Raw genomic sequence first — 22264 nt, 5'->3', positions numbered from 1 at the left:
TAGTGCTCACACAGATTGTCTGATGAAAAGTAAATAGCAAGGCGTCTTGCGATTGAGACTTCAGTGTCCCCTTCGTCTAGAGGCCCAGGACACCGCCCTTTCACGGCGGTAACAGGGGTTCGAATCCCCTAGGGGACGCCACTTGCTGGTTTGTGAGTGAAAGTCGCCGACCTCAATATCTCAAAACAGGTTTTCGAACCTCGTTTGAGATATTTGCTCTTTAAAAATCTGGATCAAGCTGAAAATTGAAACGACACACTGTTTCCTTTCTCCGTAATAAGAAAGGAAAGACGGTGTGTTCGAGTCTCTCAAATTTTCACAACACGACCTGTTTTACGAAACAGCTTCGGGTTGTGAGGTTAAGCGACTAAGCGTACACGGTGGATGCCCTGGCAGTCAGAGGCGATGAAGGACGTGCTAATCTGCGATAAGCGTCGGTAAGGTGATATGAACCGTTATAACCGGCGATTTCCGAATGGGGAAACCCAGTGTGTTTCGACACACTATCGTTAAGTGAATACATAGCTTAACGAAGCGAACCGGGGGAACTGAAACATCTAAGTACCCCGAGGAAAAGAAATCAACCGAGATTCCCCCAGTAGCGGCGAGCGAACGGGGAGCAGCCCAGAACCTGAATCAGTTTGTGTGTTAGTGGAAGCGTCTGGAAAGTCGCAGGGTACAGGGTGATACTCCCGTACACTAAAATGCACATTCTGTGAGTTCGAAGAGTAGGGCGGGACACGTGGTATCCTGTCTGAATATGGGGGGACCATCCTCCAAGGCTAAATACTCCTGACTGACCGATAGTGAACCAGTACCGTGAGGGAAAGGCGAAAAGAACCCCGGCGAGGGGAGTGAAACAGAACCTGAAACCGTGTACGTACAAGCAGTGGGAGCCTGATTTGTCAGGTGACTGCGTACCTTTTGTATAATGGGTCAGCGACTTATATTCTGTAGCAAGGTTAACCGTATAGGGGAGCCGCAGGGAAACCGAGTCTTAACTGGGCGTTAAGTTGCAGGGTATAGACCCGAAACCCGGTGATCTAGCCATGGGCAGGTTGAAGGTTGGGTAACACTAACTGGAGGACCGAACCGACTAATGTTGAAAAATTAGCGGATGACTTGTGGCTGGGGGTGAAAGGCCAATCAAACCGGGAGATAGCTGGTTCTCCCCGAAAGCTATTTAGGTAGCGCCTCGTGAATTCATCTTCGGGGGTAGAGCACTGTTTCGGCTAGGGGGTCATCCCGACTTACCAACCCGATGCAAACTACGAATACCGAAGAATGTTATCACGGGAGACACACGGCGGGTGCTAACGTCCGTCGTGAAGAGGGAAACAACCCAGACCGCCAGCTAAGGTCCCAAAGTCATGGTTAAGTGGGAAACGATGTGGGAAGGCACAGACAGCCAGGATGTTGGCTTAGAAGCAGCCATCATTTAAAGAAAGCGTAATAGCTCACTGGTCGAGTCGGCCTGCGCGGAAGATGTAACGGGGCTAAACCATGCACCGAAGCTGCGGCAGCGACGCTTAGGCGTTGTTGGGTAGGGGAGCGTTCTGTAAGCCGTTGAAGGTGGCCTGTGAGGGTTGCTGGAGGTATCAGAAGTGCGAATGCTGACATAAGTAACGATAAAGCGGGTGAAAAGCCCGCTCGCCGGAAGACCAAGGGTTCCTGTCCAACGTTAATCGGGGCAGGGTGAGTCGACCCCTAAGGCGAGGCCGAAAGGCGTAGTCGATGGGAAACAGGTTAATATTCCTGTACTCGGTGTTACTGCGAAGGGGGGACGGAGAAGGCTATGTTAGCCGGGCGACGGTTGTCCCGGTTTAAGCATGTAGGCGGAGAGTTTAGGTAAATCCGGACTCTTGTTAACGCTGAGGTGTGACGACGAGGCACTACGGTGCTGAAGTAACAAATGCCCTGCTTCCAGGAAAAGCCTCTAAGCATCAGGTAACATCAAATCGTACCCCAAACCGACACAGGTGGTCAGGTAGAGAATACCAAGGCGCTTGAGAGAACTCGGGTGAAGGAACTAGGCAAAATGGTGCCGTAACTTCGGGAGAAGGCACGCTGATGGTAAGTGAAGCGACTTGCTCGTGGAGCTGAAATCAGTCGAAGATACCAGCTGGCTGCAACTGTTTATTAAAAACACAGCACTGTGCAAACACGAAAGTGGACGTATACGGTGTGACGCCTGCCCGGTGCCGGAAGGTTAATTGATGGGGTTATCCGTAAGGAGAAGCTCTTGATCGAAGCCCCGGTAAACGGCGGCCGTAACTATAACGGTCCTAAGGTAGCGAAATTCCTTGTCGGGTAAGTTCCGACCTGCACGAATGGCGTAATGATGGCCAGGCTGTCTCCACCCGAGACTCAGTGAAATTGAACTCGCTGTGAAGATGCAGTGTACCCGCGGCAAGACGGAAAGACCCCGTGAACCTTTACTATAGCTTGACACTGAACATTGAGCCTTGATGTGTAGGATAGGTGGGAGGCTTTGAAGCGTGGACGCCAGTCTGCGTGGAGCCAACCTTGAAATACCACCCTTTAATGTTTGATGTTCTAACGTAGACCCGTGATCCGGGTTGCGGACAGTGTCTGGTGGGTAGTTTGACTGGGGCGGTCTCCTCCCAAAGAGTAACGGAGGAGCACGAAGGTTAGCTAATCCTGGTCGGACATCAGGAGGTTAGTGCAATGGCATAAGCTAGCTTGACTGCGAGCGTGACGGCGCGAGCAGGTGCGAAAGCAGGTCATAGTGATCCGGTGGTTCTGAATGGAAGGGCCATCGCTCAACGGATAAAAGGTACTCCGGGGATAACAGGCTGATACCGCCCAAGAGTTCATATCGACGGCGGTGTTTGGCACCTCGATGTCGGCTCATCACATCCTGGGGCTGAAGTAGGTCCCAAGGGTACGGCTGTTCGCCGTTTAAAGTGGTACGCGAGCTGGGTTTAGAACGTCGTGAGACAGTTCGGTCCCTATCTGCCGTGGGCGCTGGAGAATTGAGGGGGGCTGCTCCTAGTACGAGAGGACCGGAGTGGACGCATCACTGGTGTTCGGGTTGTCATGCCAATGGCATTGCCCGGTAGCTAAATGCGGAAAAGATAAGTGCTGAAAGCATCTAAGCACGAAACTTGCCCCGAGATGAGTTCTCCCTGACTCCTTGAGAGTCCTGAAGGAACGTTGAAGACGACGACGTTGATAGGTCGGGTGTGTAAGCGTAGCGATACGTTGAGCTAACCGATACTAATGAACCGTGAGGCTTAACCTTACAACGCCAAAGCTGTTTGGTGTGGTGAATTTGAGAGATTTTCAGCTGATACAGATTAACTGACATGCCTTAAGGCGTGTTGGTAAACAGAATTTGCCTGGCGGCAACAGCGCGGTGGTCCCACCTGACCCCATGCCGAACTCAGAAGTGAAACGCCGTAGCGCCGATGGTAGTGTGGGGTCTCCCCATGTGAGAGTAGGGAACTGCCAGGCATCAAATTAGCAGTAAACCGGGGCAATAAACCGGTTGTTGTAAAGAAATTCGGTGGAGCGGTAGTTCAGTCGGTTAGAATACCTGCCTGTCACGCAGGGGGTCGCGGGTTCGAGTCCCGTCCGTTCCGCCACTTATTAGAAAATTAAGCCTGCTTAACTAGCAGGCTTAATAATAAGCAGTATTTAGGGGCGTAGCTCAGTTGGTAGAGCACCGGTCTCCAAAACCGGGTGTCGCGAGTTCGAGTCTCTCCGCCCCTGCCATATAATAATCCTTTGCTTCGGCAAAGGATTTTTTTTGCCTGCAATTCCCTGGCGTTACGATCGCCCAACGCTCTCCGTCCCTGGAGAGGTATGCTTATTCCAAAATGCTGGTTTTTAGAATCTCACGGATCTGCGCCTGTTTATCACTGTTTTGCAACCAGATGGCGTACAGCGGGCGTGAAAGCGTGGTGCCATCCGTTACCGGGTAAAGCGCGCTCTTTCCCTTTGCCCAGTGCGTTGGTAGCCACGTGCAGCCATTGAGAGGGGCGAGCTGCTGATACGCCAGCTCAGCGGAACTGGTGGTGAGCAACGGTACGTCATCACTGCCAATCAACCCGACTTCATTTTGTTGAAAGTCCGGACCCCATTCCAGGCGCAGGTAGTTCAATTCGCTTTTGTTTTTAACCGGCGCAGCGCAATAAAGGGTTAGGGTGAAATTGCCGAGCAACTGGCTGCTTAACTCATCCATCTTCGGCGATTCTGTCGTGATCAGCAGATCAAGCTGCCGTTCATGGAGCTGTTTGACCAGCGACTGACGCTGGGCAATACGGGCCTCAAACTGCAGGTTGTAGGGCTCCCTGTACAGTTTCCCCAGCCATCCGTTAAGCATGCACTCCCAAAGAGATGCGCTGCCGCCAATCGAAAACTCATTGTGTCGGGAGGAGTTGGCAACCTCTTTACGCGCGGCCTGCCAGGTATTCATCAGGGTTTCAGCATAGGGTAGCAACTTCTCTCCGGCTGGGGTCAAACGGATATTGTTGCGATGACGGGTAAAAAGGTTAACGCCAAGCTGATTTTCCAGCTGGCGAATACGAAAGCTAACTGCTGACTGCGTCAGGTAAAGCGCCTCCGCTGCTCGCCCAAAGTGGCGAGTTCTGCTCACCTCAAGGAAAGTTTTGAGCAATTCCGTATCCACACTCTTCTCCGCAAAATTATTTGTCGTAATGATTTAAATCTTTTGTTTTACACTCTGTCAAGCGTAACTAATACTCCGCGCCATAAATAGCTCGGCCAAAGAATCAGGAGCGTGTAGGATGGCGGAAAGCTTTATGACGACTAATCGTTTTTTCGATAATAAAAATTATCCGCGCGGGTTCTCCCGTCATGGTGATTTCACCATCAAAGAGGCGCAATTGCTGGAACAGCATGGTTATGCCTTTAACGAACTGGAACTGGGTAAACGCGAACCTGTCACTGAAGATGAAAAGCAGTTTGTTTCGGTATGCCGCGGCGAACGTGAACCGGTAACCGAAGTAGAGCGCGTCTGGATTAAGTACATGGCGCGAATTAAGCGGCCCAAGCGTTTCCATACGCTCTCCGGCGGTAAACCGCAGGTAGAAGGCGCTGAAGATTACACAGAAAGCGATGATTAAGAAAAAGGGCGAAAGCCCTTTTTTTATGGCATAAGCTTTTGCAGATGGTTCAACATCCGGTCTATCGCCCGATAGCCCAGCGCCTCCTGCAGATGATGGCGTTCGATACGCGGATCGTCCTTTATATCGGCAATCGTCCTCGCCACCTTAAGCAGCCGTTGCCAGGCCCGTATTGAGAGTCCTAGCTGCGTCAGGGTCTGTTCAAGCCAGATGGCATCGTTCTTATTCAACGCACACCAGGTTTTCATCTCACTATTATCTAAATCAGCGTTGAGCTTGTTCTGTCGGGCCAGCTGCCTCTCACGCGCGGCAAGAACCCTTCGGCGGACCGTCGCACTGTCCTCTCCACCACCACCTTGCTGGCTGAGTACTCCGGGCGGCGGCAGCGGTATTTCCAAAGAGAGATCGAAGCGGTCAAGGAAGGGGCCGGACAGCCTCCCCAGATAGCGCAGCGTCTGCTCGGGAGAGGCGCGATTGTGATGACCCTGATAATGTCCGGTCGGACTGGGATTCATGGCCGCAATCAGCTGGAAATGCGCCGGATAGTCAATTTTGGCCCGGGTGCGAGAAATATGTATTTTTCCCGATTCAATTGGCTCGCGCAGGGCATCCAGCACTCTGCGTTCAAACTCCGGCAGCTCGTCAAGAAACAGCACCCCATTGTGGGCCAGTGAGATCTCGCCGGGCGCAGGTATGGCACCACCGCCGACCATAGCCGCGACCGAGGCGCTGTGATGCGGGGCGCGAAACGGCCTGTGGCGCCAGCGCGTGGTCGCGTAGTTGGTGCTCACCAGACTGAGAATAGCAGCGCTTTCAAGCGCCTCCTGATTGCTTAGCGGGGGGAGTAATCCCGGTAACCGGCTGGCAAGCATCGTTTTTCCTGTACCTGGGGGGCCGATTAACAGCAGGTTATGCCCGCCGGCAGCGACGATTTCCAGCGCACGCTTGCCCTGCTGTTGGCCAATGACGTCGCGTAAATCGTGGCGTGTTTCCTGCGGATCTTCTGCTGCGGCCACGGGAGGGGAGAGCGGATGCTGTCCCGCCACAAAGGCGCAGACCTCCTGCAGATGTCCGGCGATAAGACAGTCGCCGCCGCCAATCAGCCCCACTTCCGCAGCGTTATCTTCGGCTACAATAATCTGCCGTCCGGCCCTGATGGCCTCCATGGCGCTGGAGATAGCGCCGGGAACGCCGCGCAGGGCCCCTGTAAGCGCGAGCTCGCCGATAAACTCGTATTGATTCAGTCCGGGGGCCTCTAGCTGCTCGGAGGCGACCAGAAGCGCGAGAGCGATAGGGAGATCGTACCGCCCTCCCTCTTTTGGCAAATCGGCAGGCGCGAGGTTAATGGTGATTTTTTTCGCCGGGAAGGTATAGCCACTGTTAATGATTGCGCTGCGCACCCGGTCACGCGCCTCCCTGACGGTTGTTTCCGGCAGGCCAACCATAGTTAGTCCGGGAAGGCCGCTGCTGATATGAACCTCAATAGTAATAAGCGGGGCGCTGATACCGAGAGCGGCCCGCGTGTAGACGATCGCGAGTGACATAGAGCCTCCTGAATGTGGGCATCATGTCGACAACCCTGCCATTAGTCACTCGCAGGAACTGCATTTTACGCGTCACGTTCCAGATAATTCGCCGCAGATCGTTACATACTTTTCGTTATTGCACCCGGCTCGCACGTTGCCGCAAGGGCAGGACAGCTCGTTGTAAAAAGCCATAGGGCAACGCGATAAATTGAAATATCTTCACTTTATATTTTTCCCATTAAAAACAATTGTTTTACTGGAAATTGTTAGCGTGATCAGAAAATGAGCCATAAAAAAATCTTGTGTTTAACGTGACGTCTGTGGTACCTCTTTAGGTATTCCTTCGAACAAGAAGCCAGAAAGTACATAAAATGACAGCCCTTCTACGAGTGATTAGCCTGGTCGTGATTAGCGTGGTGGTGATTATTATCCCACCGTGCGGGGCAGCACTTGGACGAGGAAAGGCATAGAAATCAAGCCTTAACGAACTAAGACCCCCGCACCGAAAGGTCCGGGGGTTTTTTTATAACTTAAAAATGACAGACGGGGAGCAGAGAATGAATAACAGCATAAAATTCTGTTTCTTCCGATCTATGACGGGGAAGTAACTATGAATGGCGCGCAGTGGGTAGTACATGCTTTGCGGACACAGGGAGTCGAGACGGTTTTCGGCTACCCGGGTGGCGCGATTATGCCGGTTTACGATGCGTTGTATGACGGCGGCGTGGAACACCTGTTGTGCCGTCACGAGCAGGGCGCAGCAATGGCGGCCATCGGCTATGCGCGTGCAACCGGTAAAACGGGCGTTTGCATCGCGACCTCCGGCCCTGGCGCGACTAACCTGATCACCGGCCTGGCGGACGCCCTGCTGGACTCTATCCCCGTTGTCGCGATTACCGGCCAGGTGGCGGCACCGCTTATCGGTACCGATGCTTTTCAGGAAATTGACGTACTGGGCTTATCGCTGGCCTGCACCAAACATAGCTTCCTGGTGCAGTCGCTGGAAGAGCTGCCGCGCGTCATTGCTGAAGCTTTCCTGGTCGCGAACTCAGGCCGCCCAGGCCCGGTACTGGTCGATATTCCGAAAGATATCCAGCTGGCGACAGGTGAGTTCGAACCCTATTTTTCCACGGTAGCCGATGACGTTGCTTTCCCTCACGCCGAGGTTGAGCAAGCGCTGCAGATGCTGGCTCAGTCGCAAAAGCCGATGCTGTACGTCGGCGGCGGCGTTGGTATGGCGCAGGCGGTTCCCGCCCTGCGCGAGTTTATTGCGGCCACGCAAATGCCGGCGACCTGCACGCTGAAGGGGCTGGGCGCGGTTGACGCTGACTATGCCTATTACCTTGGGATGCTGGGTATGCACGGGACGAAGGCGGCTAACCTGGCGGTTCAGGAGTGCGACCTGCTGATTGCGATAGGTGCGCGTTTTGACGACCGCGTAACCGGCAAGCTGAACACCTTTGCTCCGCATGCCAAAGTTATCCATATGGATATCGATCCGGCGGAGCTGAACAAGCTGCGTCAGGCGCACGTTGCCCTGACCGGCGATCTCAATACGCTGCTGCCGGCCCTGCAGCAGCCGCTGGCCATTGACGCCTGGCGTCAGCACAACGCGAAGCTGCGCGCCGAACATGCATGGCGCTATGACTACCCTGGTGAAGGCATTTACGCCCCGCTGCTGCTCAAGCAGCTTTCCGATCGCAAACCCTCTGACAGCGTGGTGACCACCGACGTGGGCCAGCATCAGATGTGGTCTGCACAGCATATGACCTACACTCGCCCGGAGAATTTCATTACCTCCAGCGGCTTAGGTACGATGGGCTTCGGTCTGCCAGCGGCGGTAGGTGCCCAGGTCGCGCGTCCGAACGATACGGTAATCTGTATCTCCGGTGACGGCTCCTTCATGATGAATGTTCAGGAGCTGGGCACCGTAAAACGCAAGCAGCTGCCGCTGAAGATCCTGCTGCTGGATAATCAGCGTTTAGGCATGGTTCGTCAGTGGCAGCAGCTGTTCTTCCAGGAGCGCTATAGCGAAACGATCCTCACCGATAACCCCGATTTTGTCACTTTGGCCAGCGCTTTCGGCATTCCTGGCCAACATATCACCCGTAAAGACCAGGTTGAAGCGGCTCTCGACACCATGCTTTCGAGCCAGGGGCCATACCTGCTTCATGTCTCAATTGATGAACTTGAGAATGTCTGGCCGTTGGTGCCGCCCGGCGCCAGTAACTCAGAAATGCTGGAGAAATTATCATGATGCAACATCAGGTCGCCCTGCAGGCCCGCTCCAACCCGGAAACCTTAGAGCGCGTGCTGCGCGTGGTGCGCCATCGTGGCTTTCAGATTTGCGCCATGAATATGGAGACCGCCGCGGATACCCGCAATATAAATATCGAATTGACCGTTGCCAGCCAGCGGCCCGTCGAATTACTGTTTAGTCAATTAAGCAAACTGGTGGACGTTGCCTGCGTCGAAATCCAGCAACCCACATCACAACAAATCCGCGCATAGGCGCAAGGGAAGAAAAATGACGACGAAAAAAGCTGATTACATTTGGTTCAACGGCGAGATGGTTCCTTGGGGAGAGGCTAAGGTCCACGTGATGTCGCATGCCCTGCATTACGGTACTTCCGTTTTTGAAGGCATCCGCTGCTATGACTCGCACAAAGGACCGGTGGTGTTCCGTCATCGTGAACACATGCAGCGTTTGCATGATTCAGCCAAAATCTACCGTTTCCCGGTTTCGCAGAGCGTTGATGAGCTGATGGAAGCCTGTCGTGAAGTTATTCGTAAAAACGGCCTGACCAGCGCCTATATTCGTCCGCTGGTATTCGTTGGCGACGTGGGCATGGGCGTAAACCCGCCGGAAGGATATACCACTGACGTGATCATCGCGGCGTTCCCGTGGGGAGCCTATCTTGGTGCTGAAGCGCTGGATCAGGGGATCGATGCCATGGTCTCTTCCTGGAACCGCGTGGCGCCGAATACGATCCCGACCGCAGCAAAAGCCGGCGGTAACTACCTTTCTTCCCTGCTGGTCGGCAGCGAAGCGCGCCGACATGGCTACCAGGAAGGCATCGCGCTGGACGTTAACGGCTACATTTCCGAAGGGGCGGGTGAGAACCTGTTTGAAGTGAAAGATGGCGTGCTGTTTACCCCGCCGTTTACCTCTTCCGCGCTGCCGGGTATTACCCGCGATGCCATTATTAAGCTGGCAAAAGATCTGAATATCGAAGTTCGTGAGCAGGTCCTGTCTCGCGAATCCCTGTACCTGGCGGATGAAGTCTTTATGTCCGGTACCGCAGCAGAAATTACCCCGGTGCGCAGCGTTGATGGTATCCAGGTTGGCGAAGGCCGCTGTGGCCCGGTGACTAAGCGCATTCAGCAAGCATTCTTTGGCCTCTTCACCGGTGAAACCGAGGATAAATGGGGCTGGTTGGATCAGGTTAATCAGTAAATATCCGTCATATTTTAAGCTGCATGTGCTTTGGCTGCGCTCGTTTACCGCAGCCGGCCGGAGATTCTTTCTCCTGCCGCCTTCCTGCAGCCTGGACTATTTAGGGTAGATAAGCATAAAAGACGGGGCGACACGCAGCGCCCCGTTTAACAGAAACTGGGAGTAAAAGCATGCCTAAGTACCGTTCCGCCACCACCACTCATGGCCGTAATATGGCGGGTGCCCGCGCGCTGTGGCGCGCAACCGGGATGACCGACGCAGATTTCGGTAAACCGATTATCGCCGTTGTGAACTCCTTTACTCAATTCGTCCCGGGCCACGTGCACCTGCGCGATCTGGGCAAGCTGGTCGCCGAGCAAATTGAAGCCTCTGGCGGCGTTGCTAAAGAGTTCAACACCATCGCGGTGGATGACGGGATCGCCATGGGTCACGGGGGCATGCTTTATTCACTGCCATCCCGCGAGCTGATCGCCGACTCGGTAGAGTACATGGTCAACGCACACTGTGCCGATGCCATGGTCTGCATCTCCAACTGCGACAAAATCACCCCGGGGATGCTGATGGCCTCCCTGCGCCTGAATATTCCGGTGATCTTTGTCTCCGGCGGTCCGATGGAAGCGGGTAAAACCAAGCTTTCTGACAAGATCATCAAGCTCGATCTGGTCGATGCGATGATTCAGGGCGCGGACCCGAAAGTATCCGACGAGCAGAGCGATCAGGTTGAGCGTTCCGCCTGTCCAACCTGCGGCTCCTGTTCCGGGATGTTTACCGCCAACTCAATGAACTGCCTGACGGAAGCGCTGGGCCTGTCTCAGCCGGGCAACGGCTCCCTGCTGGCTACTCATGCCGATCGTAAGCAGCTGTTCCTCAATGCGGGAAAACGCATCGTTGAGCTGACCAAGCGCTACTACGAGCAGGACGATGCCTCCGCGCTGCCGCGTAACGTCGCCAACAAAGCGGCGTTTGAAAACGCCATGACCCTGGATATCGCCATGGGCGGCTCCACGAATACCGTACTGCACCTGCTGGCCGCCGCTCAGGAAGCTGAAATTGACTTCACCATGAGCGATATTGATAAGCTGTCCCGCAAGGTGCCGCAGCTGTGCAAAGTGGCGCCGAGTACGCAGAAATACCATATGGAAGACGTTCACCGTGCCGGCGGCGTGCTGGGGATCCTCGGCGAGCTGGATCGCGCCGGTCTGCTGAACCGTGAGGTGAAAAACGTGCTGGGTCTGACCCTGCCGCAAACGCTCGATCGCTACGACATTATGCTGACCAAAGACGACGCGGTGAAAGAGATGTTCCGCGCCGGCCCGGCGGGTATCCGCACCACCCAGGCGTTCTCTCAGGATTGCCGCTGGGATACGCTGGACGACGATCGCGCTGAAGGCTGTATTCGTTCGCTGGAGCATGCCTACAGCAAAGACGGCGGCCTTGCCGTTCTGTACGGCAATTTTGCTGAAAATGGCTGTATCGTAAAAACTGCAGGCGTTGATGACAGTATCCTCAAGTTTACCGGCCCGGCAAAAGTGTATGAAAGCCAGGATGATGCGGTAGAAGCTATCCTCGGCGGCAAAGTCGTCGCGGGCGATGTCGTAGTGATTCGCTACGAAGGGCCGAAAGGCGGTCCAGGCATGCAGGAAATGCTCTATCCGACGACGTTCCTGAAATCAATGGGCCTCGGTAAAGCCTGCGCGCTGATCACCGACGGCCGCTTCTCCGGCGGTACTTCCGGCCTGTCGATTGGCCACGTTTCACCGGAAGCGGCAAGCGGCGGCAATATCGCCATCATCGAAGACGGCGATATGATTGCCATTGATATCCCGAACCGCGGTATTCAGCTGCAGCTGAGCGACGCCGACATTGCCGCTCGTCGTGAAGCGCAGGAAGCCCGTGGCGATCGGGCCTGGACGCCGAAAGCGCGCGATCGTCAGGTCTCCTTCGCCCTTCGTGCGTATGCCAGCCTGGCAACGAGCGCTGATAAAGGCGCGGTACGCGATAAATCGAAACTTGGGGGCTAATCATGGCCGAATCACAACCCCTGTCCGCCGCCCCTGAGGGGGCGGAATATCTCAGAGCGGTGCTGCGTGCGCCGGTCTATGAAGCGGCGCAGATTACGCCGCTGCAAAAAATGGAAAAAATCTCCTCGCGGCTGGATAACGTCATCCTCGTGAAGCGGGAAGACCGGCAGCCGGTCCATAGCTTCAAGCTCCGCGGGGCTTACGCGATGATGGCGGGGCTGAATGAAGCGCAAAAAGCGCGCGGCGTGATCACCGCCTCCGCGGGCAACCATGCCCAGGGCGTGGCGTTTTCCGCTTCTCGCCTCGGCGTTAAGGCGCTGATTGTTATGCCTACCGCCACGGCGGACATCAAGGTTGATGCCGTGCGCGGGTTTGGCGGCGAAGTGCTGCTGCACGGCGCTAATTTTGACGAAGCGAAAGCGAAAGCTATCGAGCTGGCGCAGCAGCAGAATTTCACCTGGGTCCCGCCGTTCGATCATCCGATGGTCATTGCCGGGCAGGGCACGCTGGCGCTCGAATTACTGCAGCAGGACGCTCATCTTGACCGCGTTTTTGTGCCGGTTGGCGGCGGCGGACTGGCGGCGGGCGTGGCGGTACTGATCAAGCAGCTGATGCCACAGATCAAAGTGATTGCGGTTGAAGCCGAAGATTCAGCCTGCCTGAAGGCGGCGCTGGAGGCCGGCCATCCGGTAGACCTGCCGCGCGTTGGGCTGTTTGCTGAAGGCGTCGCGGTGAAGCGCATCGGCGACGAGACCTTCCGCGTCTGTCAGGAGTATCTCGACGATATCATCACCGTCGACAGCGATGCGATCTGTGCGGCGATGAAAGACCTGTTTGAAGACGTTCGCGCGGTGGCTGAACCTTCCGGCGCGCTGGCGCTGGCGGGGATGAAAAAATATATCGCGCAGCACAATATTCGCGGCGAACGGCTGGCGCACATCTTGTCCGGGGCTAACGTCAATTTCCACGGCCTGCGCTACGTTTCCGAACGCTGTGAGCTGGGCGAGCAGCGCGAGGCGCTGCTGGCGGTGACTATCCCGGAAGAGAAGGGCAGCTTCCTGAAGTTCTGCCAGCTGCTGGGCGGCCGTTCGGTTACCGAGTTCAACTATCGCTTTGCGGATGCCAAAGATGCCTGCATTTTTGTCGGCGTTCGCCTGAGCCGCGGGCTGGAAGAGCGTAAAGAGATTCTGGACCTGCTGCACGAGGGGGGCTATAGCGTCGTCGATCTCTCCGATGACGAAATGGCCAAGCTCCACGTGCGCTATATGGTCGGCGGGCGTCCGTCGAAGCCGCTGCAGGAGCGCCTGTTTAGCTTCGAGTTCCCGGAATCACCGGGCGCGCTGCTCAAGTTCCTGCATACGCTGGGTACCCACTGGAACATCTCTCTGTTCCACTACCGCAGCCACGGCACCGACTATGGCCGGGTACTGGCGGGCTTTGAGCTGGGCGATCATGAGCCGGATTTTGAAACCCGACTGCATGAGCTGGGCTACGATTGCCACGACGAAACGCACAATCCGGCATTCCGCTTTTTCCTCGCCGGCTAGTGGCCTGGGTTGGGTAAAATCGACCAGAACGCATCGATAAGCGGCTCATATAGCCGCTTTTTTTGTGCGCACACGCCGAGCTCAAAAGGCGTTTTCTCATCGCTGCGCTCTAAAATCATCACCCGGTTGCGCACCGGTTCCGGACTGTTCTCCAGCACCACCTCAGGCAGGAGCGCGACGCCGCAGCCGAGGGCGACCATTGAAACCATCGCCTCGTGGCCGCCCACGGTGGCATAAATCGATGGGTTGCTGATTTTATGCCGCCGGAACCACAGCTCAATGCGCCGACGTACCGGCCCCTGATCGGCCATGATAAACGGCACGGTCGACCAGTCGGGCTGTTCCTGGCTGACCTGGTTACGCACCGGGCAGGCTAAGGCCGGGGCGATCAGCACCACCGCCAGATTTTCCAGCATCGAGAAGGCCACCGAGCCGGGCAGCGTTTCCGGTTTCCCGGCAATGGCCAGGTCCGCCTCGCCGGTGACGACCTTCTCCATCGCGTCGGCGGCATCGCCGGTCGAGAGCTTGATCTCCACCGAAGGATGGGCGGCGCGAAAGCGATCGAGAATCGGCGGCAGATGGCTATAGGCCGCGGTCACGGAGCAGAAGATATGCAGCTCGCCAGAGAGAGAGGGTCCCTGCTGGTCGATGGCGTGGCGCAGCTGCTGATACTGCAGCAGGGTCTGCTGGGCGAAAAGGCGCAGCTCTTCGCCCGCTTCGGTTAGCGTTACGGTGCGGTTATCGCGCACGAACAGCGGCTGACCGAGGTCCTCTTCCAGGCGCTGGATCTGCCGTGAAAGAGTCGAGGGGCTAACGTGCATGGCCCGCGCGCTGCGGCCAAAATGACGGCTTTCGGCCAGGTGCAGGAAGGTTTTCAGATCGCGTAAATCCACGGGCCGCACTCCACGATTTTACATTGCAAATATTGCAACGTTACGTTGTGAATATATCAATTTCCGCAATGTATTTCCTGTCATATAGTAAGTTCATTCTCGCAAAAGCGAACCGAACAATAAGACACGCAACATCACGGAGTATCACCATGGCTAACTACTTTAATACACTGAACCTGCGCCAGCAGCTGGCACAGCTGGGCAAATGTCGCTTTATGGCGCGCGAAGAATTCGCCGATGGCGCGAGCTACCTTCAGGGTAAAAAAGTGGTCATCGTCGGCTGCGGCGCCCAGGGTCTGAACCAGGGCCTGAACATGCGCGACTCCGGCCTGGATATCTCCTACGCTCTGCGTAAAGAAGCGATTGCAGAAAAGCGCGCTTCCTGGCGTAAAGCGACCGAAAACGGCTTTACGGTCGGCACCTATGAAGATCTGATCCCGCAGGCCGACCTGGTTGTTAACCTGACGCCGGACAAACAGCACTCTGACGTTGTTCGTTCCGTACAGCCGCTGATGAAAGACGGCGCGGCGCTGGGATACTCCCACGGTTTTAACATCGTTGAAGTTGGCGAGCAGGTTCGCAAAGACATCACCGTCGTGATGGTGGCGCCGAAGTGCCCGGGTACCGAAGTTCGTGAAGAGTACAAACGCGGTTTCGGCGTACCTACGCTGATCGCCGTTCACCCGGAAAACGACCCGAAAGGTGAAGGCATGGCCATCGCGAAAGCGTGGGCAGCGGCCACCGGTGGCCACCGTGCTGGCGTGCTGGAATCCTCCTTCGTGGCGGAAGTAAAATCTGACCTGATGGGCGAGCAGACCATCCTCTGCGGCATGCTGCAGGCGGGTTCCCTGCTGTGCTTCGATAAGCTGGTGGCGGAAGGTACCGATCCGGCATACGCGGAAAAACTGATTCAGTTCGGCTGGGAAACCATCACCGAAGCGCTGAAGCAGGGCGGCATCACCCTGATGATGGACCGTCTGTCTAACCCGGCGAAACTGCGCGCTTACGCGCTGTCAGAGCAGCTGAAAGAGATCATGGCGCCGCTGTTCCAGAAGCATATGGATGACATCATCTCCGGCGAATTCTCCTCCGGCATGATGGCTGACTGGGCTAACGACGATAAGAAACTGCTGACCTGGCGTGAAGAGACCGGCGCAACCGCGTTCGAAACCGCTGAGCAGTTTGAAGGTAAAATTGGCGAGCAGGAGTACTTCGACAAAGGCGTTCTGATGATTGCGATGGTGAAAGCGGGCGTTGAGCTGGCGTTTGAAACCATGGTTGCATCCGGCATTATCGAAGAGTCCGCATACTATGAGTCGCTGCACGAGCTGCCGCTGATTGCCAACACCATCGCGCGTAAGCGTCTGTATGAAATGAACGTGGTTATCTCCGATACCGCCGAGTACGGTAACTACCTGTTCTCCTACGCTTGCGTACCGCTGCTGAAAGAGTTCATGACCACGCTGCAGACCGGCGATCTGGGCAAGGCGATTGCCGAAGGTGCCGTAGACAACGCCCAGCTGCGCGATGTGAACGAAGCGATTCGCAGCCACGCAATCGAAAGCGTTGGCCACAAGCTGCGCGGCTACATGACCGATATGAAACGTATTGCTGTAGCAGGTTAATCCCCGTCGTTCTGCGGCCCGCGGGCCGCATCGACCGGCAAATCCTCTAAAGGCCCGGTAAGCGTAAGCGCTACCGGGCCTGTTTATTTGCGCCTTAGCGCAATCACCGAATCCGATACCTCTCCCTCCTCGCCTTCCGGCCCGCGCATCGTGCGCGAAACGTCGTCGCAGAAAACGATCTCCCAACCTTCAGGCAGCGGCTCAAGCGATGCGAGGGCTTCTTTTGCCGACTGGAACGGACGATCGGCATGCTTTGACCATGACGGCGGCCTGGCATGGGAGGTAATCAGCAGCATGCCTCCTGGCGCAACGTGGGCAAATGCGGCGCGGAAGATGCTATGACGATCGAATGTTAGCGGTGATTCCAGAAAAGAGGCGGCAATCAGATCGAATTCACCCTCAGGAAAACCTTCGGTGAGATCGTATTGGGTGAAGGTAATACGATCGCTGACCGCGGCTCGTTCGGCGTTGCCTGAGGCGTATTCCAGCGCCCGCGAGGATAAATCCACGGCGGTGACCTGCCAGCCTTTTTTCGCCAGCCAGACGCTATCGTCTCCTCGCCCGCAGCCAAGTTCCAGCGCTTTGCCCGGCGCTAATGCTTCGGTAAAGCGCAGCAGAATTTTGCCGGGGATACCACTGGAGAGCGGAGACATGGCGTCGTAATGCGATGCCCAAAACTGTTCCGGCGTCTGTTCCTGATTGTGCATATCGACCTCATCGTTAACGTAATAAATCATGTAATATTAAAAGTAACATAAGATTTATTTTGGTCAATAACACAGTGTAAAAATATAAAAAACCTTAACTATCATCATTTTGTGTGAGTTTCTGGTTTTATTTCACCGGAGGGAATTGCGCAGCATGGCGTTTATGTAATATCGTAAATTACATGAAAACAAATAACTCATTCTCAGCAACGCTGCACATCCTGCTGCACCTTGAGCAGATGGATAAGCCCCTGACGTCGGAGCAGATGGCCGCCTTTATTGACGGTAATCCGGCGTTCATCCGCAAGCTGCTTGCCGGCCTCAGGGAAAAAAACATTGTCTGTGCCACTAAGGGGCACCACGGCGGCTGGCGGCTATGTCGGCCGGTGACGGAGATTACGCTTTACGATATCTACATGGCGTTAGGTGAACCGGCGCTGTTTGCGCTGGGCAACCGCAGCGAGAACCCACAATGCCTGGTGGAGCAGGGGGTCAACCGGGTGATGTCGGCAACGCTTGCCGATGCGCAAACGCTGATCCTCGATCGTTTTAAAAGCCTGACGCTACAGGATATCGGCGGCGAATTTATCAGCTACTTCAATGACAAAGGCCATAACTCATGATTGCTACCTTAACGACCTGCCTGATGATTGCCCTGGCGGCCAGCAGTATTTCGATAACGGTGACGCAGACGGAGCTGTTTGCTTCATTTCGCGAGTGGACGGCAAAAAAGAATGCGCTGGTGGGGCATCTGTTTCAGTGCTTCTACTGCTTAAGCCACTGGGTGGTCTTTGGCGGGATGGCGGTGTATCGCCCGGCGCTGTTAAACAGCGGCTTTGCGCTGGTTGACTGGGTAATGACGGCGTTTATCACCATCACCTTCGCGACGCTGATTAGCGGACTGATGTTTAAGGTATTCCAGGCAGCTATCGGCATGCATGTCATGAAGCATGAAGCACAAAAAACGCTGCAGGCGAAATAAGGAAAAAGCCTCTCTGCGCCAGAGAGGCTTTAATGTATTAGTTACGGTACAGCACTTTAATGATGTGGTAACCGAACTGAGTGTGCAGCGGGCCGGTCGGCTCCAGCACCGGGCAGGAGAAGACGACTTTATCAAACGCCGGCACCATCTGACCCTGGCGGAATTCGCCCAGGTGACCGCCTTTCTTACCTGACGGGCAGGTGGAGTGTTTCTTCGCCAGCTTTTCGAAATCGCCGCCGTTTTTAATTTGTTCCAGCAGGTCGAGTGCCAGCTTCTCTTCTTTCACCAGGATGTGCATTGCTGCCGCTGTTTTAGCCATGATTGTGCCTTGATAGGTTGCGATGAATCAGGGCGCAATATTAGCATGCGTTAGCGGCGATACAGCACCTTAATGATGTGGTAGCCAAAGCGCGTTTTGACCGGGCCGTAGGGTTTTAGCAGCGGGCAGGAGAAGACCGCGCTATCAAACGGCCCAACCATCGCGCCCTGTTGGAACTCGCCTAAGTCGCCGCCGTTGCGCCCGGAGGGGCAGCGTGAATAGCGCTTCGCCAGGTGATCGAAGCTGATGCCGCGTTCCAGTTTGGCGAGGATCTCCTGCGCCAGCTTCTCTTCTTTGACCAGGATATGCAGGGCCGCTGCGGACTTTGCCATGGTTTCGCTCTCAGGATGACGGGTGTGGCCAACACTTTACCATTAGCCGGTAAATCTCCTCCCGGCTTTCTGCTACAATCCTCACCCCGTTCGAAGATTGAGCAAGACTCCCATGCGTTTAAACCCTGGCCAACAACAAGCCGTCGAATTCGTTACCGGACCGTGCCTGGTGCTGGCGGGCGCCGGTTCCGGTAAGACCCGCGTTATCACCAATAAAATCGCGCACCTGATCCGCGTCTGCGGCTATCAGGCGCGCCATATCGCGGCGGTGACCTTTACCAACAAAGCGGCGCGCGAAATGAAAGAGCGCGTCGGGCAAACGCTGGGGCGCAAAGAGGCTCGCGGCCTGATGATCTCCACCTTCCACACGCTGGGGCTGGACATTATTAAGCGTGAATATGCCGCGCTGGGGATGAAATCCAACTTTTCCCTGTTCGACGATACCGACCAGGTGGGTTTGCTTAAGGATCTGACCGAAGGGCTGATCGAAGACGACAAGGTGGTGCTTCAGCTGCTGATCTCGACGATCTCCAACTGGAAAAACGATCTGCGCACGCCGGCGCAGGCGGCGGCAAGCGCGCAGGGCGAGCGGGATCGGATCTTTGCTCATTGCTATGCGCTGTATGACGCGCATATGAAAGCCTGCAACGTGCTGGACTTCGACGATCTGATCCTTCTGCCGACCCTGCTGCTGCAGCGTAATGAAGAGGTCCGCGAACGCTGGCAGAATAAGATCCGCTACCTGCTGGTGGATGAGTATCAGGATACCAACACCAGCCAGTATGAGCTGGTGAAGCTGCTGGTGGGACAGCGGGCGCGCTTTACGGTGGTAGGCGATGACGATCAGTCGATCTACTCATGGCGCGGCGCGCGGCCGCAGAACCTGGTTCTGCTGAGCCAGGATTTCCCGGCGCTGCAGGTCATCAAACTCGAGCAGAACTACCGCTCTTCCGGCCGGATACTCAAAGCGGCAAATATTCTGATCGCCAATAACCCGCACGTATTTGAGAAGCGCCTCTTTTCCGAGCTGGGCTACGGCGCCGAGCTGAAAGTTCTCTCCGCCAATAGTGAAGAGCACGAAGCGGAGCGGGTGACCGGGGAGCTAATTGCCCACCACTTTATCAATAAAACCCAGTACAAGGATTATGCGATCCTCTACCGCGGCAACCATCAGTCGCGGGTGTTTGAAAAAATGCTGATGCAAAACCGCATCCCCTACAAAATTTCAGGCGGCACCTCATTCTTCTCCCGTCCGGAGATCAAAGACCTGCTGGCCTACCTGCGGGTGTTGACCAACCCGGACGATGACAGCGCGTTCCTGCGCATCGTCAATACGCCGCGGCGGGAGATTGGCCCGGCAACGCTGCAAAAGCTCGGCGAGTGGGCGATGACCCGTAACAAAAGCCTGTTTACCGCCAGCTTTGATATGGGCCTCACCCAGACGCTGACCGGACGCGGCTATGATTCGCTCACCGGCTTTACGCAGTGGCTGGCCGAAGTCCAGCGGCTGGCGGAAAGCGAGCCGATTGTTGCGGTGCGCGATCTGATCCGCGGCATTGACTATGAATCCTGGCTGTATGAAACCTCGCCCGGCCCGAAGGCCGCGGAAATGCGGATGAAAAACGTCAACCAGCTGTTCAGCTGGATGACCGAGATGCTGGAAGGCAGCGATATCGATGAGCCGATGACGCTCACCCAGGTGGTCACCCGCTTTACCCTGCGCGATATGATGGAGCGCGGCGAATCAGACGAGGAGCTGGATCAGGTTCAGCTGATGACCCTGCACGCTTCGAAGGGGCTGGAATTTCCGTACGTCTATCTGGTTGGCATGGAAGAGGGGCTGTTGCCGCACCAGAGCAGTATTGAAGAAGATAACGTCGATGAGGAGCGCCGGCTGGCGTACGTGGGCATCACCCGGGCGCAGAAAGAGCTGACGTTTACGCTGTGTAAAGAGCGCCGCCAGTACGGCGAACTGGTGCGTCCGGAGCCAAGCCGTTTTCTGCTGGAGCTCCCGCAGGACGATCTTATCTGGGAGCAGGCGCGCAAGGTTATCTCGGCGGAAGAACGTATGCACAAAGGACAGGCCAACGTCGCCAACATCCGGGCGATGCTGGCAAAGGCGAAGGAGAAGTAGCGCTCGCCCCGATCTCAGACGACTTCTAAGGCCCAGTGGACATAGCTTTGCCACTGGCACTCCTGCTCAACCATCTCGCTGCCCAGCGGATGGTTTTCCAGCCAGCCTTCCGGCAGCCTCAGCATCAGCTTTTCATCCTCGGCGGTCAGGGTGACGGACGGCAGCAGATCGTCCCGACGGCGGCTGGCAAACAGAATAGCCAGACGCAGCAGGCGGCATAAATGCTCCGCAACCCGAGGCTTGACCGCGTTCTGCTGGTGGAGCGAAGAGAGATCGACCGCGTTGGTTTGGTTGAGCAACAGCGTGGCGAGCAGCTTTTTCTGCGCCGGCGTGAAGCCGGGAAGATCGAGATTGCGCACCAGGTAGGCCGCGTGCTGCGGAGCGGACTTAAAATCAACGCTCAGGCCAATCTCATGCAGGGCGCAGGCGCTCACCAGCAGGTCGCGGCTAAGCGGCTCCAGCTCCCAGTAGCTATCCAGCTGGCTCACCAGGTCTGCCGCCAGGCGGGCGACGCGCTGGGCCTGCTCGGTATCGATCATAAAGCGGCGCTGAATATTACGCAGCGTCCGGCTACGAATATCCTGATCGACCGCCAGATGCAGCATGCCGTAAACCAGGCCTTCGCGCAGCGCGCCGCCGGCCAGAGTCATGCAGCGAATATTTAGCTCGCTAAATATAGCGATGAGAATGGCTAAACCGCTGGGGAAAACTAACGCTCGCTCGAGAGTCAGGCCTTCTATTTCAAGCTCTTCCAGACGCCCGCACTGAATCGCCCGCTGCTTGAGCTGCTGGAGTTTAGCCAGCGTAATGCGCTCATCCATACCCTGCGCCATCATGATTTCCTGCAGCGCCTGAACGGTACCCGAGGCGCCGACGCACACTTTCCAGCCGTGATAGTTCAGCGTATCGGTGATCGGCCGCAGGACTTCGCGCGCCGCATTTTCAGCAAGTTCGAAGTTGTCTTTCGTGAGGTTACGATCGGCGAAGTAGCGTTCCAGCCAGGTGACGCAGCCCATTGGCAGGCTGAAAAGAGAGGTGGTTTGCGCGCCGGTTCCGGTGACCAGTTCGGTACTGGCCCCACCGATATCGACCACCAGGCGCTGGTCTTCACCGCCGGTGGTATGCGCTACGCCCTGATAAATCAGGCGCGCTTCTTCCTCGCCGCTAATGACCTGCACCGGGCAGCCGAGAATATCTCTGGCCTTAGCCAGAAACTCATCGGCATTAACCGCCAGACGCAGCGTTGCGGTCGCGACGACACGAATTTGCGCCGGGGGGATATCCTGCAGGCGCTCGGCGAACAGCCGTAAGCACTGCCAGCCGCGCTCCATCGCCTCCGCGGAGAGCGCGTTGTCGCTATTCAGGCCCGCGGCAAGCCGCACTTTGCGCTTGATACGGCTGAGAGTCTGAATGCTCCCGGCCACCTCGCGAACAACCAACATATGAAAGCTATTAGAGCCAAGATCTATAGCTGCATAAAGCGAGGTGGAACTCATACACTTCATCCTTCAAATTGCCTCTGCGAAAGTAGCGTGCTTATTCGGCCCATCCCAGGGACTCACCCCGATGGGGCCGCTGCAAGCAGCGTTCAAATCCGTCAGACACAGATT

18 protein-coding genes, 3 tRNA genes and 2 rRNA genes are annotated in these 22264 nt (G+C 56.1%); 16 read left to right on the top strand and 7 right to left on the bottom strand.

Annotated features, from left to right (window positions below; translation table 11 throughout):
- Positions 1-65: 65 nt before the first annotated feature.
- From MMW58_RS27960 to MMW58_RS27940, 5 genes are all read left to right on the top strand, one after another.
- Positions 66-141, top strand: a tRNA-Glu gene (locus MMW58_RS27960).
- A gap of 216 nt (positions 142-357) precedes the next feature.
- A 23S ribosomal RNA gene (locus MMW58_RS27955) occupies positions 358-3265 on the top strand.
- 96 nt (positions 3266-3361) lie between these two features.
- Positions 3362-3477: ribosomal RNA gene (rrf, locus tag MMW58_RS27950) — 5S ribosomal RNA — on the top strand.
- A 54-nt stretch (positions 3478-3531) separates the two neighbouring features.
- Positions 3532-3608 (top strand) — tRNA-Asp (locus tag MMW58_RS27945).
- Between the two features lie 54 nt (positions 3609-3662).
- Positions 3663-3738 (top strand) — tRNA-Trp (locus MMW58_RS27940).
- Between the two features lie 94 nt (positions 3739-3832).
- On the opposite strand, the gene hdfR is transcribed toward MMW58_RS27940, so the two are convergent.
- Complete coding sequence (gene hdfR, locus MMW58_RS27935; RefSeq protein WP_133601441.1) at positions 3833-4654, bottom strand: HTH-type transcriptional regulator HdfR; 822 nt, start codon at positions 4652-4654, stop codon at positions 3833-3835.
- Between the two features lie 118 nt (positions 4655-4772).
- Between hdfR and MMW58_RS27930 the strand changes: the two genes are divergently transcribed.
- A complete protein-coding gene (locus MMW58_RS27930; protein ID WP_041143462.1) occupies positions 4773-5111 on the top strand; it encodes a MaoP family protein in 339 nt (112 codons plus the stop codon).
- Positions 5112-5134: 23 nt separating this feature from the next.
- Here MMW58_RS27930 and MMW58_RS27925 read toward each other — a convergent pair whose 3' ends face one another.
- Entirely contained in the window at positions 5135-6655 is a 1521-nt protein-coding gene (locus MMW58_RS27925) for a YifB family Mg chelatase-like AAA ATPase (protein WP_241722520.1), read from the bottom strand.
- Positions 6656-7008: 353 nt separating this feature from the next.
- Between MMW58_RS27925 and ilvL the strand changes: the two genes are divergently transcribed.
- The 6 genes from ilvL (at position 7009) to ilvA (ending at position 13662) form a co-directional block, all read left to right on the top strand.
- Positions 7009-7107, top strand: a complete 99-nt coding sequence (gene ilvL, locus MMW58_RS27920) for an ilv operon leader peptide (RefSeq protein ID WP_001311244.1) — start codon at positions 7009-7011, stop codon at positions 7105-7107.
- Between the two features lie 140 nt (positions 7108-7247).
- Positions 7248-8894 (top strand): acetolactate synthase 2 catalytic subunit, encoded by a 1647-nt coding sequence (ilvG, locus tag MMW58_RS27915; protein WP_241722519.1) that lies wholly within the window; start codon positions 7248-7250, stop codon positions 8892-8894.
- Positions 8891-9148: an acetolactate synthase 2 small subunit gene (ilvM, locus tag MMW58_RS27910; protein WP_041143465.1), complete on the top strand. Its 258-nt coding sequence runs from the start codon at positions 8891-8893 to the stop codon at positions 9146-9148. Before ilvG ends, ilvM begins: the two co-directional genes overlap by 4 nt.
- A gap of 16 nt (positions 9149-9164) precedes the next feature.
- Entirely contained in the window at positions 9165-10094 is a 930-nt protein-coding gene (locus tag MMW58_RS27905; protein WP_041143466.1) for a branched-chain amino acid transaminase, read from the top strand.
- 170 nt (positions 10095-10264) lie between these two features.
- A complete protein-coding gene (gene ilvD / locus MMW58_RS27900) occupies positions 10265-12115 on the top strand; it encodes a dihydroxy-acid dehydratase (protein ID WP_241722518.1) in 1851 nt (616 codons plus the stop codon).
- A 2-nt stretch (positions 12116-12117) separates the two neighbouring features.
- Positions 12118-13662 carry a threonine ammonia-lyase, biosynthetic gene (ilvA, locus tag MMW58_RS27895; RefSeq protein WP_045853634.1) on the top strand — a complete coding sequence of 515 codons (1545 nt, stop codon included), beginning with the start codon at positions 12118-12120 and terminating at the stop codon, positions 13660-13662.
- Here ilvA and ilvY read toward each other — a convergent pair.
- Positions 13659-14555: an HTH-type transcriptional activator IlvY gene (ilvY, locus tag MMW58_RS27890; RefSeq protein ID WP_045853633.1), complete on the bottom strand. Its 897-nt coding sequence runs from the start codon at positions 14553-14555 to the stop codon at positions 13659-13661. The two genes, ilvA and ilvY, sit on opposite strands and share 4 nt — an antisense overlap.
- Positions 14556-14704: 149 nt before the next feature.
- Between ilvY and ilvC the strand changes: the two genes are divergently transcribed.
- Positions 14705-16180, top strand: a complete 1476-nt coding sequence (gene ilvC, locus MMW58_RS27885; protein ID WP_123710403.1) for a ketol-acid reductoisomerase — start codon at positions 14705-14707, stop codon at positions 16178-16180.
- 83 nt (positions 16181-16263) lie between these two features.
- Here ilvC and MMW58_RS27880 read toward each other — a convergent pair whose 3' ends face one another.
- Positions 16264-16887 carry a class I SAM-dependent methyltransferase gene (locus tag MMW58_RS27880; protein WP_241722517.1) on the bottom strand — a complete coding sequence of 208 codons (624 nt, stop codon included), beginning with the start codon at positions 16885-16887 and terminating at the stop codon, positions 16264-16266.
- A 182-nt stretch (positions 16888-17069) separates the two neighbouring features.
- Between MMW58_RS27880 and MMW58_RS27875 the strand changes: the two genes are divergently transcribed.
- Positions 17070-17510 carry an Rrf2 family transcriptional regulator gene (locus MMW58_RS27875; RefSeq protein ID WP_076947982.1) on the top strand — a complete coding sequence of 147 codons (441 nt, stop codon included), beginning with the start codon at positions 17070-17072 and terminating at the stop codon, positions 17508-17510.
- Positions 17507-17869 carry a hypothetical protein gene (locus tag MMW58_RS27870; protein ID WP_045853629.1) on the top strand — a complete coding sequence of 121 codons (363 nt, stop codon included), beginning with the start codon at positions 17507-17509 and terminating at the stop codon, positions 17867-17869. Before MMW58_RS27875 ends, MMW58_RS27870 begins: the two co-directional genes overlap by 4 nt.
- Positions 17870-17906: 37 nt before the next feature.
- Here the strand turns inward: MMW58_RS27870 and ppiC (MMW58_RS27865) are convergent, their stop codons facing one another.
- On the bottom strand, positions 17907-18188 hold the full coding sequence (gene ppiC, locus MMW58_RS27865) for a peptidylprolyl isomerase PpiC (protein WP_024555327.1): 282 nt from the start codon (positions 18186-18188) through the stop codon (positions 17907-17909).
- A 50-nt stretch (positions 18189-18238) separates the two neighbouring features.
- Positions 18239-18520, bottom strand: a complete 282-nt coding sequence (ppiC, locus tag MMW58_RS27860; protein ID WP_045853627.1) for a peptidylprolyl isomerase PpiC — start codon at positions 18518-18520, stop codon at positions 18239-18241.
- A gap of 112 nt (positions 18521-18632) precedes the next feature.
- On the opposite strand from ppiC (MMW58_RS27860), the gene rep reads away from it, so the two are divergent.
- Complete coding sequence (gene rep, locus MMW58_RS27855; RefSeq protein WP_241722516.1) at positions 18633-20654, top strand: DNA helicase Rep; 2022 nt, start codon at positions 18633-18635, stop codon at positions 20652-20654.
- Between the two features lie 14 nt (positions 20655-20668).
- On the opposite strand, the gene gppA is transcribed toward rep, so the two are convergent.
- Complete coding sequence (gppA, locus tag MMW58_RS27850; RefSeq protein ID WP_166646245.1) at positions 20669-22159, bottom strand: guanosine-5'-triphosphate,3'-diphosphate diphosphatase; 1491 nt, start codon at positions 22157-22159, stop codon at positions 20669-20671.
- Positions 22160-22264 lie beyond the last annotated feature (105 nt).

Source organism: Klebsiella sp. HC6 (assembly GCF_022605325.1).
Taxonomy (GTDB): Bacteria; Pseudomonadota; Gammaproteobacteria; order Enterobacterales; family Enterobacteriaceae; genus Klebsiella; species Klebsiella terrigena.
This window is presented reverse-complemented; position numbering and strand designations above follow the sequence as displayed.

What these genes read in the sequence shown, in the direction of transcription:
- MMW58_RS27930 (WP_041143462.1), top strand. Translation starts at nt 4,773, where the DNA reads ATGGCGGAAAGCTTTATGACGACTAATCGTTTTTTCGATAATAAAAAT.
- MMW58_RS27925 (WP_241722520.1), bottom strand. Translation starts at nt 6,655, where the DNA reads ATGTCACTCGCGATCGTCTACACGCGGGCCGCTCTCGGTATCAGCGCC.
- ilvL (WP_001311244.1), top strand. Translation starts at nt 7,009, where the DNA reads ATGACAGCCCTTCTACGAGTGATTAGCCTGGTCGTGATTAGCGTGGTG.
- ilvG (WP_241722519.1), top strand. Translation starts at nt 7,248, where the DNA reads ATGAATGGCGCGCAGTGGGTAGTACATGCTTTGCGGACACAGGGAGTC.
- ilvM (WP_041143465.1), top strand. Translation starts at nt 8,891, where the DNA reads ATGATGCAACATCAGGTCGCCCTGCAGGCCCGCTCCAACCCGGAAACC.
- MMW58_RS27905 (WP_041143466.1), top strand. Translation starts at nt 9,165, where the DNA reads ATGACGACGAAAAAAGCTGATTACATTTGGTTCAACGGCGAGATGGTT.
- ilvD (WP_241722518.1), top strand. Translation starts at nt 10,265, where the DNA reads ATGCCTAAGTACCGTTCCGCCACCACCACTCATGGCCGTAATATGGCG.
- ilvA (WP_045853634.1), top strand. Translation starts at nt 12,118, where the DNA reads ATGGCCGAATCACAACCCCTGTCCGCCGCCCCTGAGGGGGCGGAATAT.
- ilvC (WP_123710403.1), top strand. Translation starts at nt 14,705, where the DNA reads ATGGCTAACTACTTTAATACACTGAACCTGCGCCAGCAGCTGGCACAG.
- MMW58_RS27880 (WP_241722517.1), bottom strand. Translation starts at nt 16,887, where the DNA reads ATGCACAATCAGGAACAGACGCCGGAACAGTTTTGGGCATCGCATTAC.
- MMW58_RS27875 (WP_076947982.1), top strand. Translation starts at nt 17,070, where the DNA reads ATGAAAACAAATAACTCATTCTCAGCAACGCTGCACATCCTGCTGCAC.
- MMW58_RS27870 (WP_045853629.1), top strand. Translation starts at nt 17,507, where the DNA reads ATGATTGCTACCTTAACGACCTGCCTGATGATTGCCCTGGCGGCCAGC.
- ppiC (WP_024555327.1), bottom strand. Translation starts at nt 18,188, where the DNA reads ATGGCTAAAACAGCGGCAGCAATGCACATCCTGGTGAAAGAAGAGAAG.
- ppiC (WP_045853627.1), bottom strand. Translation starts at nt 18,520, where the DNA reads ATGGCAAAGTCCGCAGCGGCCCTGCATATCCTGGTCAAAGAAGAGAAG.
- rep (WP_241722516.1), top strand. Translation starts at nt 18,633, where the DNA reads ATGCGTTTAAACCCTGGCCAACAACAAGCCGTCGAATTCGTTACCGGA.
- gppA (WP_166646245.1), bottom strand. Translation starts at nt 22,159, where the DNA reads ATGAAGTGTATGAGTTCCACCTCGCTTTATGCAGCTATAGATCTTGGC.